The organism is Desulfopila sp. IMCC35006, from assembly GCF_005116645.1.
Lineage (GTDB): Bacteria > Desulfobacterota > Desulfobulbia > Desulfobulbales > Desulfocapsaceae > Desulforhopalus_A.
The window spans coordinates 32,288-45,714 of sequence record NZ_SWCM01000018.1; the positions used below are offsets into that span (position 1 = coordinate 32,288).

Genomic DNA, 13,427 nt, shown 5'->3' on the forward strand with positions numbered 1-13,427 from the left:
CAACAGTTATGCCAATAGGTCTGTTCAAAGGATAGCAGAGTCAATGAGCAGGCAACGTGAACGAAAAGCGGAGGGTTGTCGATGCTGTGTCCAATGAGTTGGCCGCACGCATTGTCCAATTAATTGACACTAGTCGGGTGCTGCTGTATAATTATTGTACACTCAAGTTGTGGATATTGGATTAGGTGGTGGCCCACCGATACCTTACAAGAGAATCTCTTCCACTAATCGAGAGTTTCTTAAGCACATTGTGTGAGGCGCTGTTTCGAAGATACTGAGTTATGAGGTTAGTTGTTGTCTTGGCAGGAAAATTGCTATTCCCTATTTACATAACCTTCGATTCAAGGTGAATTTGATGCAAGACAACCTGATCCTCAAAGCCCCAAAGACATTTGCTATTTCCAAACCGGCGGCCCTACTTTTGCTAATCAGTGCCTTGCTTATTGGCATTCTTGTAATTGCAACCATCAAAAACAGAGACCGCAGTCAAAAACTCATGGAACTGTCTTTTATGAGGGAGGGAAAGACAATGATCCATGCCTTTGAGGCTGGAACACGAACATCGATGATGTTTCGTAAATCTGCTGGACATAATCCTCTTGAAGATCTCGCTATTGAAGTACTAAAAGATCAGGGTATTGCCTTTATCAGAATTATTGATGAAGATAATGCTGTTGTTGTATCACAGGGGAATATTTCACAAGCCATTCTCAAAAATTACTCTGACTTAAAAAATATTGGAAACAATCCCGTTTTTTCAATAAGTTGGCCTGATAATATTTTTGAAATATCCCAGAAATTTAATCCAATTACGACATCTTTGCATAGCATGTCGATGATGGAAAGCCGATGGGAGCAATGGAACCTTGCCTTCAAACCTAAAGGACAGATGTATATTTCTGTTGGTTTTTATACCAATGAGTATGAGAAGACTAGACAACAGGATATGTATCACACCATTTTCATGCTGGTGATGCTGCTTCTTCTTTTCTTCGCCGGATTGTATTTTCATTACCTCTATCAGAGAATGGGTATTACCCACGCGACACTTCTTAACACCCAACTCTACACCAACAATGTTTTGGAAAGCATTCCCGATTCACTTATAACCCTGGATCAGGATGGAAATATCGTATCGTGTAACAAAAACACTGAGGAACTGTTCAAACGTCGCCTTAAAGATATTATCGGAAAAAAAGTTTTGGATATTTTTCCGACATGCCCACCGGAAATACTCACCACACAAAGCAATGTGATTGAAAAGGATGCAGAATTTCAGGTTGCTAGCTGCGAACCAGTACCCATTAAGATGGGTAGTGCCCAACTTAAGGATCATCAAGGCAATAGGATTGGCAGGGTTCTGGTTATAAGAGATGTGCGAGAAATACGCTCAATGGAAAAACAGTTAGAACACTCCAGGAGGCTTGCCGCCCTTGGCGCCATGGCAGCAGGTATTGCTCATGAGGTGCGTAACCCTCTCGGAACTTTGCGAGGTCTGGCCCATTTTTTCGGTTCTGAGGATGGTGCGTCAGATGCTTGCAGAGAGTATTCAAAGTTCATGATAAATGAGGTTGACAGATTGAACCACCTGGTAACCGAACTCCTCCAGTTTGGCGCTCCCCGTGAACTTAATTTCGAAAAGATAGATATAAAAGCTATGCTAGAAAAAACAGTCACTTTGCTTGAACAAGACTTTGTTGAGAAGAGGATCAGCCTTGTTCCTAAATATGATGAAAAGACTGATCTATACGGCGACACCGATCTCCTGATACAAACCCTTCTGAATTTACTGAAAAATAGTATCCAGGCGACACCGCCCGGTGGTGAAGTATCGCTAACTATTAAATGTGATAAGGAAATGTGTCGAATCTCTGTATCGGATACAGGAACTGGGATGTCTGAAGAAACCAAGAGTAGAATGTTTGATCCTTTCTATACAACAAAAAAAAGCGGTACGGGATTGGGCCTTGCTGTTAGTCACCGAATTGTTGAGCGGCACAATGGCTATTTTGAGATAAACTCTGTTGTCAACGTGGGCACAACTATCACAATAGTGCTCCCTCTTGAGGAGAGAACATGATTGATACACAACAAAAAAAACCTCAGTTGCTGTTAGTTGATGATGATATCGGGCACAGAACAATGCTCAAGTTAAACCTCGAAAGGCTTGGCTACAGTATAACTGAAGCATGTGATGGGGATGAAGTTCTTGCCGCATTGCTAAAGAATCACTTTAACCTCATTCTCCTTGATCTAAAAATGAAAAGAATGGGCGGTATAGAAACCCTTGAGGCACTCGAAGATGCGGGTAACCATATCCCCACCATAGTAATAACCGCATTTTCTTCCATTGAAAGCGTTGTAAAGGCTATGAAAAAAGGAGCCTACGATTATATCACTAAACCTATTGATATTGATAACCTGGCACATGTATTGACAAGAGCGCTTGACCATTCAACTCTCAAGACGGAGAATGCCTATCTAAAAGAAAGATTGGCGGAGGACTTTTCTTTCGGCAAGATAATTGGTTCAAGCGAGGTCATGCGTGATCTTTTCTCTATGCTCAAGTTGGTCGCGCAGAGTGACGCCACAGTGTTGATACAAGGAGAATCTGGGACAGGTAAAGAACTCGTTGCAAATGCTCTGCACGAAAATGGCCCTCGCAAGAAAGGGCCTTTTATTAAGGTAAACTGTTCTGCACTTCACGAAAACCTTCTTGAGAGTGAACTTTTTGGCCACGAAGCTGGTGCCTTTACCGGGGCAACATCAAGGAGAAAAGGTAGGTTTGAGCTAGCCCACGGTGGCACACTTTTCCTTGATGAGATTGGTGATATGAGCCTGCCAACGCAGGCAAAGATTCTCCGAGTACTCCAAGAGGGCCAATTTGAAAGGGTCGGTGGCAATGAGACGATCAATGTTGATGTTCGGTTAATAGCTGCAACACACAAAGATCTTCTGGAGATGATCAAGGAAGAAACTTTTCGGCAGGATCTCTATTTTCGATTAGCGGTTGTACCGATTGACCTTCCTCCACTAAGACAGCGTCAGGGAGATATACTTGATTTGGCAAACCATTTTCTGGCAAAAAAAAACAAAAAAAACAAAAAAAATATCAAAGGTTTTCATCCAGAGACACTGAATGTTTTCATGCGTTACAACTGGACTGGTAATATTCGAGAGCTTGAAAACACAGTAGAACGAGCAGTTGTGCTCTGTCCCGGAGAACAAATCACCCCACGAGACCTCCCCCCACACTTCTTGCCGGATCCCGATGCATCCATGTCAAAAACGTTTTCTTCGCAAGGGTGGACTTTGCGCGACATGGAGCGAGAAATGATTCGGGCTACCCTTCATGATACGGATAATAACAAGAGTCTCACAGCAAAAAATCTTGGTATTGCCCGCCAAACCCTTATTAATAAAATTAAAGAATACAATTTAGAAGGCTGACCCCAATAAAAAAGATTCTTTATAATAACGCTTTATGGGGTAATTGATTTACTACCTAATAATCCGGTTCATGATTGCCGAACACTGATGCGTTTTAAAATATTGTTAATACAGCAAGACAGATAGTCTTACGCAAAACACATGCCCGATTTTCGGCTACTGTATCTATAAAAGAGAAGTCGTCTCGAAAACCTAGCAACACAAAAAGGTGTTTTTAACTTTCAGGAATATGCCAGTGCTGTGAAATGCCTGGCAGGAAAAAAGCATTTTTAAGTCCCAGATTTTTCCAGATTATTTTTGAAGATCACTTCTGGTGGATTGTCAGGCTTCGAGGTTGATAGTAACTGAAACACGACACGATCTATCGAATCGGTACCCGCACTGTTATGAAAGTACTACCAACTCCGACTATCTTCAGGAATGGAGCAATGGTCTCGGTAGATGTTCTTTGGTAAGCTCTTATCTGCAGTTGCTCCATTTTTGATCAATTCTCTGTGCTTAGCCAATCCTACACTGTCAGGAAACATCCCTAATCAATATAATCCGCTGATTGTTTGATATTGCCGTTATGAATCTCTCCCAGCCCGGTCATTCTCCACGAACCATCAGGATTGTAGTATCCGTACAATAGGTTCCAAACGTTGGAGCCTTTCCTTTTGAATTAAAATCTAAGCTACATGCGTACAAGCTACATCAAAAAAAACCGATGGTAGCTTTTGTCACTTGACGCTGTTATATGTGTAACTTATAATTATGTTCACTATGAACTCATGGATTATATTCTCATATACAGTTCCAGCAAGTGATGCTAGAGCCCGAATGCGGATTTGGCGACGAGTAACCGCCATCGGTGCTGTACAACTCAAGACTGGTTTGCAAATTCTGCCATACAGAGACGATCTTCAGGAGCAAGTCAGCTGGCTGATTCGTGAAGTAAACAACCTGGGAGGAGAAGCCGTTGCTGTTCAGTGTGAAAAAGTGGAGGCCGTAACCAACCAGCAGATTGAACAATTGTTTCAAGCGCAGGTCGACCCTGAATTTACGAGCATCCAGGAAGAGGCGAGATCCTTAATAGATTTTATGGAAAATCGAGTAAATGAAACCAGCAATAAGGAGCTTTTTGCCGCCCTGCAGAAGCTCCGTAAACGATGCGAAGCAGTACGGGAAAGAGATTTTTTCCCCTCAGGTGCTGCAGGCAAAACATTAAGCGTGCTCGATTCTATTTCTGAGCAGTTACGTTATCCTGCAAAGAAAACCATCCCGGCAATGCAACTTGATCCTAATGATTTTTCCGGGCGAATCTGGGTTACCCGTGCCCGGCCATATATAGACCGGCTGGGTTCCGCCTGGCTGATCAAAAAATTTATTGATCTCGATGCTCAGTTCCTCTTTCTACAGACTGGGGAAATGCCCGATCTTGATCGCGACCAGTTGCCGTTTGATATGGCAGTCGGTGATTTCACCCACCAGGGCGAGTTGATCACATTCGAGGTTCTTATCCGTGATTTTAGCCTGAAGGACCCTGCTCTGGACCGGATAAGTGAGCTGGTTCGGTGTATTGACATCCAGGAAGAGACACTGCCCGATGATGCGGCGCTCTTGAAGACCATTATTGATGGCCTGGTGGCAACCGGACAGGATGATCACCAACTGCTGAAGCAGGCAAACCTGCTTTTCGACTCCCTCTATGCAGGATTCATGAAAACCCTTCAGGGTTAGTATTCAAGGGCATTGTCTGCCCGTTTTCCCCCACCATCTAAACAAACTATTCCACGGAGTAATGATATGCCTCCCTATGCACAACACCTCAAGACCAGTCTCCGCCGTACCGGTGAAGAATATCAGCCTTTGCATGACTGGCTCGACAACCATCCGGAATTTAAAACGGCCCGCCACGAGCTCTCAGCTCTTGCTGAAAACCGGCAGTTTGTCGGCGAAAACTGGGGCGATGAAGCTGTTACCGAATTTTTCCTCCATGTTACCGAGGATCTTCTGATGAAAGAGATCGACATACTCAAACAGGCTGGTTGCCCGGAGGAAGCTGTCGATCATAGTATCGAAGTAGCCCGCAAGACTTTGGAGATCTCTAGCCGGCTGAAGATTGCGGTTGATCGCCGCCTGCTGGCCCGGGGCGCCATCTTCCATGATCTGGGTAAGTCTAAGACTTATGGCATGCAGCACGGAGAGATTGGCGCGAAGATGGCGGAAGAACTCGGACTGGAAGAGGAAATCCGACAGATCATCCTCAAGCACATCCGGGGCGGGCTCACAGAACCTGAAGCAATAGAGTTGGGTTTGCCGGTTCGGGATTACACCCTGCGAACCCCTGAGGAGAAGATCGTCATTTATGCTGACCGGATGGTCGACATCTACACCGACGGGATAGTTCCGGATATAGACGAGCATCAGGCGGAATCCCGATTTGCAGCAATACTCAGATCTTATGAAAAATATGGCAAAAACCCAATCACCCTTGACCGTTATCTTGCTTTGCATGAAGAAATTCAGGGTTGGATGGCCAGGTAACGCAAACATACCCGGTGCTGCGCCTGGGAGATAGCATTTTTTATATGGATACTTCCCCAAAAGACATTGTTCTTCTCTTTTCCGCCAGGATCGTCCGGCTATTCGCCTACGGGTTCATATCGGTAATTCTGGCGCTCTATCTTGCTGCCACAGGATTATACCCAGCAGAAGTCGGTGCAATTCTTTCCGCGACGCTTATCGGAGATATCGTTGTCTCTCTCTGGGTGACCATGGTCGCGGACCGTATGGGTCGGAGGCGCATGCTACTGCTGGGTACTCTGCTGATGATGCTGGCGGGCATTGTCTTTCTGCTGACGACGAATCCGCTATTGATCACTATTGCAGCGATTATCGGCATTGTCAGCCCAAGTGGAGGTGAAATTGGCCCGTTTATTTCTATCGAGCAGGCGGCACTCTCACAGCTAATCCCCGACAACAAGCGCACCAAATTATTCGGCTGGTATAACCTGGCCGGGTCTTTCGCAACGGCAGCCGGTGCATTGACCGGCGGCTGGCTGGCACGTCTGCTTCAGAATAGTGGCTTCGAAAGGCTCGAGTCCTACCAGTGGATTATGGCAGGATACGCCGTTTGCGGGCTTCTCTTGATGCTGCTTTTTTTCCATTTATCAAGAAAAATTGAACTTCCTATGACAACAGCAAAAACGGCAAGCAGTGCAAAGACAGTAATCGGGCTGCATGGCTCAAGGAAAACAATTTTTAAGTTAAGTGGTCTCTTTGCCCTCGATGCTTTTGGCGGAGGTTTCGTTGTGCAAAGTATGATCGCCTGGTGGTTGCATATCCGCTTTGGCATTGATGAAGGTGGATTAGGAGCTTTATTCTTTGGCGCCAATCTGTTCGCCGGAATGTCAGCACTGCTGGCAACAAGGCTTGCCGATCGGATCGGTCTGATAGCGGCCATGGTCTACACCCATATTCCGTCGAATATCATGCTCTGCCTCGTACCGCTCATGCCAAATCTCTGGGCAGCGGTCGGTATGCTCCTGCTCAGAGCAAGCATCTCCCAGATGGATGTGCCTGTGCGCCAATCGTATACCATGGCCGTGGTGGCCCCAGATGAACGTTCGGCTGCTTCCGGCATCACCACTGTTGCCAGATCGGTGGGGGCCGCAGCTTCACCATTGATAGCCGGTTTATTAATGGCTAATCCACTGTTTTTCTCAGCCCCATTCTTTATTGCCGGTGGACTCAAAATAACGTACGACCTTCTCCTCTATTCCATGTTTGAAAATAGAAAAAGTTAAGATGCTCTGGCATCCCAAAAGGGGGCTAACAAATGAATACAAAAGAGATAAAAGAAGACAAGGAACCGCTGCCATTTCGGGAAGCTCTGCGGGTCTGGATAAAAATCGGTCTGTTGAGTTTTGGCGGCCCGGCCGGGCAGATCGCCCTAATGCACAGGATGCTTGTTGAAGAGAGGAAATGGATCAGCAATGACCGTTTCCTCCATGCCCTCAATTATTGTCACCTGCTTCCAGGCCCAGAGGCACAGCAGCTGGCCACCTATATCGGCTGGTTGCTGCATGGCACCAGGGGAGGATTGGCCGCAGGCCTGCTGTTCATCATTCCCGGCATGGTGACCGTTTTAATTCTCACCCTGATTTATGCTGGGTTTCAGCATGTGGCTGCAGTGCAGGCGCTTTTTTACGGTCTGAAGCCTGCTGTACTGGCCATTGTCGTCATTGCCGTTTTCAGAATTGGCGCCAAGGCGCTGAAGACTGGATATTTGATGTTGCTGGCAGGGCTTGCTTTTATAGCCATGTTTTTTTACCAGGCGCCCTTTCCCGTGGTGATAATCGTCTCCGGCCTGTTCGGGTATCTGGGGATGACATTTTGTCCTCAACGCCTTGGCGAGCTATGCCCCCGGTGGATCTACGGCGATATTGCTGCCGTCCAGGGTATAGATGAAGGGGGGATTATCGACCTTTTGCTGGCAAAAGATGAACACGGCAGATTCACTCCGACTCTTGTCCGCAGTTTAAAGGTGCTGGTCACCTGGGGAAGTATCTGGCTGGGACCCGTTCTGCTGATTGTCATACTGCTTGGACCTGAGCATGTATACTCTAAGATATCCCTCTTTTTCAGCAAGATGGCCATGGTCACCTTTGGTGGCGCCTATGCAGTTCTCTCCTACATGGCCCAGGAGGCGGTAAGTGGTTATGGTTGGCTGCATCCCGGAGAAATGCTCGACGGCCTTGCGCTGGCGGAAACAACGCCGGGGCCGCTGATTCAGGTAGTGCAGTTTGTCGGTTTTCTTGCTGCCTATCGTGATCCTGGAATACTGAACCCCTATCTTGCCGGGATACTCGGTACCATCCTTACGGTGTGGGTGACGTTTGCCCCGTGCTTTCTCTGGATCTTTCTTGGTGCTCCGTATGTCGAACAGCTCCGCCATAACCGGTTGCTTAATGGTGCACTCTCGGGCATCACTGCTGCAGTGGTCGGGGTGGTGCTGAATCTCTCTATCTGGTTCGGCCTGAGTGCCTTGTTCGGAAAGACGACGCCCTTGCAATTCTTGGGTGCAACAGTTCCCATACCCGACTTTGCCTCAGCCGATTGGTTTGGCCTGCTGCTGGCTGTGCTTTCTTTTATCGCCATGCGCTACGCCAAATTTGGCATGATCACCGTCCTGACCGGTTGTGCCGGTTTGGGATTTTTCTGGAAACTGTTGTTTTAAGGAGTGTCGTATGGAAAAGAGTGTCAACCCAACAGAATTACAAGAGCTTCTTGCTGACAAAAAGACCGTCACTCTGATTGATGTGCGGCGCAAAGATGATTTTGACAAAAATCCGCACACTTTCAGTAATGCTCGATGGCAGAATCCTGCGGAAATCAATGAATGGCTTCCCTCAGTACCTACCGACCGGGAGATCGTTGTTTATTGTGTTCGCGGCGGTTCCGTCAGCCAAGCGATTCAACAGCAACTCGCAGATAGTGGCCGAAATGTTCGATACCTTGAGGGAGGGCTGGAGGCGTTGAGCCAAATAAAGGGTTAAAAAATCACGATTACTAGGGATAGAGTTGCGGGGACACGATATTCAATTCCAACAATAAACTCCTATGGGCAAGCCGCAGATGCTTCAATTGCCACATCGAAGGTAGAAGAGTTCCGCCAATCGCCAAACTTTAGATGCCTAACGTCCTGAAAAAACCAGTCGGTTTCGTAATCCTAACAGTAAAAAAAACAATCTCAGATTAGAGCTTATCCAAGAGCTCTTACAGAACATCAGGTGATAATGATAAATGACATTGCCTACTGGCGTTCCTTAGACCTTTCTTTGGGAATCTTCAATCGGCGGTTACTCCATTTTTGGTCAATTTCTGAAAACTAGGTATTCCTACCCTCTCAGAAAGAAGGTTTGTTTTTGTTCTGTGTAATACGGTTAAGATTGCCAAATCAAATCCTATTCTTGCTTATGATTCGTCTACTTACCTGCATTGTGTCATAATGACTTTAACCTCTTTTCGTTTTGTATTAGAGGTATGATGATTCATCTTTATCTTTCTCACTGTTCTCAGAGAGATTATCCTATATAATTCTTTTTGGTGATTTCAAATAGTTGTGCTTCTTGTAAGAAAGCATCGGTTATAATTGGGTCAAAATGACTACCTCTATTTTCTTTGATCATCTGAACAGCTTTCTCATGAGACCATGCCTTTTTGTATACCCTGTCTGAGGTTACGGCATCATACACATCACAAAGTGCAACAATTCTGGAGCCTAAAGGAATGTTTTCTCCCTCCAGGCTATCTGGATATCCGCTACCATCCCATTTCTCATGATGCCCTCTAGCAATGCTAAAGGCCAAAGCTAAATAACTCTGTGTGCCGATACGTTTCTGGAATTGCAAATCTGCAGATCTTAAAATGTCTGATCCAATGGTAGTGTGAGTCTTAATTATTTCAAATTCTTCATCAGTCAGGGCTCCAGGTTTCAATAGAATTGCATCAGGTACTCCGATTTTACCTATGTCATGCAACACCGAAGCATTAACAAGATCTTCAATATAATTATTTTGAGACTTTATATAGCAACTATAAGGTGAATCCTTTTGAAGATTATCACCCAATATTTTTACAAATATACTAATTCTTTGTAAATGTTGAGAAGTTTCAGCATCTCTATATTCAGCGAGAGATGCTAACGTCTCTATGGCTACGGCTTGTGTAACTCTGAGTTCTTTGGATTTGTCACGCGTGAACCTTCTATCGATGAGAATGAGTACACCACCAAGTAGAGCCATTGCCACTATCTCTATAATGGTATGTACAATATCTTCGGTTGTAGCAAAGGGATGATGGTGCGGTGACACTAGACCGAAAAGAAATTCTCGAATTAACGGGGCAAGACATAGAATAGCAATAAAAAACAGATAATTGGTAGAACGATTTGTCATGAATTAAATCCAGTTGAAGATAGTTTCTCTAAACTATATCGTTTACGCTGGTTTAATTGAAGGTAAATATCGGAAATATCTTCCTGTTCACCCCTAAAGTTCAGAAAAGGCAAAAAAGTCATTAGCTGCAGCGGCCCGCAATGACAAACGCCCGGACCAGTACTAGAGCCAATTGTTAATCAAATCAAAGTCATAGTTCTGACTCCTGATCCATACAAGGCTACAAGGAATAAGCTAATCATGTAAATTTTCTTGAGTTGTTAAGATTTTTAAAGGCTTTCTTTCCCTGCTGAGATTTGTGGTTGAGTGAAAACCCGTATGATAAAAACATGTAAAATTCCATTTATTTATAGCTAGCAGTTTTGTGAAAAGCACTAAATCCCGATCGTCGAACAATAAACTTGCTCTCTCTTGCAGAGGAGATTTACCCCCTCCTCAAGCTACTTCAAAAACAATTATTTTAGGCAACCCTTATTTTATTTGTTGATCATAATATTTATCTCTGTTACATTCCCCTTCCATTGATAAATCAACCGGATGTTTAAGCTGGAGTAACAACTTTGAACTGTAAAAAGGTCAAATCCATCAAACGTCTAATGAAAGTTCACAGATAATTTCCCCTAGACAAAGGAGGGCTATAATGTCCCAAAACATCAACCTCACTGAGATCAGTAAAGGAAAAACTTACCTGATTTTAGGATTCGAAAACCATCCTTCTGAATATACCCAAAAACTGCATAAAATGGGTTTTGTGGAAGGTACACCCATCGAACTCGCTCCTGTCCACCTATCAGATCCAATAGTCTTCCAAATTCGTGGAAGTCGCATTGCGCTTAGGAAAAAAGAGGCTCAACAAATTCTGGTTCAGGAGTCATAAGATGCACAAAATAGCAAGAATCGCGATAGCTGGTGTCCCTAATAGTGGAAAGACGACCCTGTTCAATAGCCTTACGGGTTCCAGGCAAAAAGTTGGTAACTGGCCTGGTGTTACAGTGGAAAAGTTTGAAGGTACTTTTCCACTTCAAGGGAGCAAGGTAGAACTTGTTGATCTTCCAGGTACATATAACCTCAGTCCTGACTCTGAAGATCAAAAACTGGCTGAGCGCGTCATTAGAGAGGGTGAATATGACCTTATCCTCAATGTTGTTGATGCAACAAACCTTTCTCGAAACCTTTTTTTAACGATGGACCTTAAAGAGAGGACCAACCAAATAATCGTTCTTCTGAACATGCTGGATGTGGCGGAGAAAGAAGGATTGGAAATCGACGAGGAGCGGCTCAGCAAAGATCTGGGCCTCCCCGTTATCCCTGTTATCGCAGTTGATAAAGGCAGTGTGCTCAACGCGATAAAACAAATTGAAAAAACCATTGAGCATCTGCCTGTTCACGAATCACACATTTCCCGTTCAGAAGTTTTAGATACTGTAAAAAAATTCAGCCACATTGATAAAATATGTAGTCGAGTAGTTAAGGAGAAGAAAGATAGAAACGAGAATTTCACGAATAAGATTGATAATGTAGTAATGAATCGATTTGCGGCGATCCCAATTTTTCTTGCCTCGATGTTTGTCACATTCTGGTTTGCAATCGGTCTGGGTTCGGTTTTCATCGACTTCTTTGACATTATCGGCGGTCTATTGTTCGTGGATATTCCAGGGGCTCTACTAGGATCTCTTGGCAGTCCGGAGTGGCTTGTTGCCATTGCAACTGGGATAGGAACAGGATGTCAGACAGTTGCTACCTTTGTGCCTGTGGTTTTTTTCATGTTTCTTGCTTTAGCCATCCTTGAAGATCTTGGCTATATGGCACGGGTCGGGGTTGTAGCAGATCGCTTTATGAGAAAAATTGGTCTTCCGGGTTCAGCGTTCATTCCCATGATTGTGGGGTTTGGTTGCACTGTGCCTGCAGTTATGGCTGCGAGAACCTTAAATACCAAAAGAGATCGGTTCATGACCATTTTTATGGCACCTTTTATGTCTTGTGGAGCCCGCTTGCCTGTCTATGCACTGTTTTGCGCCGCTCTGTTTGGTGCCTACTCGGGATTAGCAGTGTTTCTGATCTATCTCTCAGGTGTGTTTATGGCAATTCTCACGGGTTATTTTCTAAAGAATACCCTTTTCAAAGGTACTCCATCGCATTTTGTTATGGATCTGCCTCTCTATCACACTCCACAAACGAATGCTGTATTTAAAAGTGCATGGCTCAGGATGAGAAATTTCATAAAAAGGGCCGGTACCATTGTCATAGCTGCGGTTTTTGTCCTGAGCGTGATTAACTCCATAGGTTATAAAAATGGTGAGATTTCATTCGGCAATGAAGATTCACAGGTCTCGATTCTAGCTTATGCCGGTAAATTGATAGCACCTGTTTTTGAACCTATGGGAATAAGTAAAGAAAACTGGCCTGCTTCGGTTGCTCTATTTACCGGTCTTTTTGCGAAAGAAGCCATAGTAGGCACTCTCAATTCGCTCTATGCCACGATGGAACAAAACACACCTGAGAAATCTAAAGAAACCACAAATGGTGGACTGGATATTGTCGGAAAGATCGTAAAGGCGTTTTCAACGGTAGGTGATAGCTTTCTTGGGAAAATAAGCTCTTTCGACATCCTTGGTATTGGTCTTATCGCTGAGGACAGTGAAGCCATATCGGCCAAGATCGGTGCAGACACAGCCATCTATAAGCAAATTGCAGCCTACTTCACGGTATTTTCTGCTTTTGCCTATCTGCTTTTCGTATTGATGTATTTTCCCTGCCTCGCGGTAATTGGTGCGGCACAGCAAGAAATGGGAGGTTTTTATGCTGGAGTTATGGCGGCATACAGCACCATGCTGGCGTGGGCTGTTGCGACGCTCTTCTACCAAATTGCAGAGGGGCATAATATTTTCTACATTGCTCTAGCATTCCTTATGTTAGCGGTCATTTACGGAGGACTTCACCTCATTGGCAAGAGAGAAAAAATAGCGAAAGAGGTTGTCTTTTCACCACCTATTAGGAAAAATTGTTGCAGCTAGGACAGACACTTGTCAATAGAGT

General features: G+C 44.7%; 10 protein-coding genes. 9 read left to right on the plus strand and 1 reads right to left on the minus strand.

Features of this window, described 5'->3' with window-relative positions; genetic code table 11:
• The first annotated feature begins 355 nt into the window (after positions 1-355).
• From FCL47_RS21275 to FCL47_RS21305, 7 genes are all read left to right on the plus strand, one after another.
• The gene (locus FCL47_RS21275) at positions 356-2,080 is read left to right on the plus strand and encodes a nitrogen regulation protein NR(II) (protein ID WP_136815742.1); all 1,725 of its coding nucleotides are present in this window, start codon (positions 356-358) and stop codon (positions 2,078-2,080) included.
• On the plus strand, positions 2,077-3,450 hold the full coding sequence (locus FCL47_RS21280) for a sigma-54 dependent transcriptional regulator (RefSeq protein ID WP_136815743.1): 1,374 nt from the start codon (positions 2,077-2,079) through the stop codon (positions 3,448-3,450). Before FCL47_RS21275 ends, FCL47_RS21280 begins: the two co-directional genes overlap by 4 nt.
• An 819-nt stretch (positions 3,451-4,269) precedes the next feature.
• Positions 4,270-5,169 carry a chromate resistance protein ChrB domain-containing protein gene (locus FCL47_RS21285; protein WP_167496600.1) on the plus strand — a complete coding sequence of 300 codons (900 nt, stop codon included), beginning with the start codon at positions 4,270-4,272 and terminating at the stop codon, positions 5,167-5,169.
• A gap of 66 nt (positions 5,170-5,235) precedes the next feature.
• Positions 5,236-5,976, plus strand: coding sequence for an HDIG domain-containing metalloprotein (locus tag FCL47_RS21290; RefSeq protein WP_136815745.1), 741 nt, complete (start codon positions 5,236-5,238; stop codon positions 5,974-5,976).
• Positions 5,977-6,020: 44 nt separating this feature from the next.
• Positions 6,021-7,238: an MFS transporter gene (locus FCL47_RS21295; RefSeq protein WP_136815746.1), complete on the plus strand. Its 1,218-nt coding sequence runs from the start codon at positions 6,021-6,023 to the stop codon at positions 7,236-7,238.
• 32 nt (positions 7,239-7,270) lie between these two features.
• Positions 7,271-8,671: a chromate efflux transporter gene (gene chrA, locus FCL47_RS21300; RefSeq protein ID WP_136815747.1), complete on the plus strand. Its 1,401-nt coding sequence runs from the start codon at positions 7,271-7,273 to the stop codon at positions 8,669-8,671.
• 10 nt (positions 8,672-8,681) lie between these two features.
• Complete coding sequence (locus FCL47_RS21305; RefSeq protein ID WP_136815748.1) at positions 8,682-8,990, plus strand: rhodanese-like domain-containing protein; 309 nt, start codon at positions 8,682-8,684, stop codon at positions 8,988-8,990.
• Between the two features lie 528 nt (positions 8,991-9,518).
• On the opposite strand, the gene FCL47_RS21310 is transcribed toward FCL47_RS21305, so the two are convergent.
• Positions 9,519-10,391 carry an HD-GYP domain-containing protein gene (locus FCL47_RS21310; RefSeq protein WP_136815749.1) on the minus strand — a complete coding sequence of 291 codons (873 nt, stop codon included), beginning with the start codon at positions 10,389-10,391 and terminating at the stop codon, positions 9,519-9,521.
• Between the two features lie 640 nt (positions 10,392-11,031).
• Here FCL47_RS21310 and FCL47_RS21315 point away from each other — a divergent pair.
• On the plus strand, positions 11,032-11,268 hold the full coding sequence (locus FCL47_RS21315; protein ID WP_136815750.1) for a FeoA family protein: 237 nt from the start codon (positions 11,032-11,034) through the stop codon (positions 11,266-11,268).
• A gap of 1 nt (position 11,269) precedes the next feature.
• Complete coding sequence (gene feoB / locus FCL47_RS21320) at positions 11,270-13,405, plus strand: ferrous iron transport protein B (RefSeq protein ID WP_136815751.1); 2,136 nt, start codon at positions 11,270-11,272, stop codon at positions 13,403-13,405.
• The last annotated feature ends 22 nt before the right edge of the window (positions 13,406-13,427 follow it).

Excerpts from the sequence above, each read along its gene's own strand:
- FCL47_RS21275 (WP_136815742.1), top strand. The coding sequence starts at position 356 with ATGCAAGACAACCTGATCCTCAAAGCCCCAAAGACATTTGCTATTTCC.
- FCL47_RS21280 (WP_136815743.1), top strand. The coding sequence starts at position 2,077 with ATGATTGATACACAACAAAAAAAACCTCAGTTGCTGTTAGTTGATGAT.
- FCL47_RS21285 (WP_167496600.1), top strand. The coding sequence starts at position 4,270 with ATGCGGATTTGGCGACGAGTAACCGCCATCGGTGCTGTACAACTCAAG.
- FCL47_RS21290 (WP_136815745.1), top strand. The coding sequence starts at position 5,236 with ATGCCTCCCTATGCACAACACCTCAAGACCAGTCTCCGCCGTACCGGT.
- FCL47_RS21295 (WP_136815746.1), top strand. The coding sequence starts at position 6,021 with ATGGATACTTCCCCAAAAGACATTGTTCTTCTCTTTTCCGCCAGGATC.
- chrA (WP_136815747.1), top strand. The coding sequence starts at position 7,271 with ATGAATACAAAAGAGATAAAAGAAGACAAGGAACCGCTGCCATTTCGG.
- FCL47_RS21305 (WP_136815748.1), top strand. The coding sequence starts at position 8,682 with ATGGAAAAGAGTGTCAACCCAACAGAATTACAAGAGCTTCTTGCTGAC.
- FCL47_RS21310 (WP_136815749.1), bottom strand. The coding sequence starts at position 10,391 with ATGACAAATCGTTCTACCAATTATCTGTTTTTTATTGCTATTCTATGT.
- FCL47_RS21315 (WP_136815750.1), top strand. The coding sequence starts at position 11,032 with ATGTCCCAAAACATCAACCTCACTGAGATCAGTAAAGGAAAAACTTAC.
- feoB (WP_136815751.1), top strand. The coding sequence starts at position 11,270 with ATGCACAAAATAGCAAGAATCGCGATAGCTGGTGTCCCTAATAGTGGA.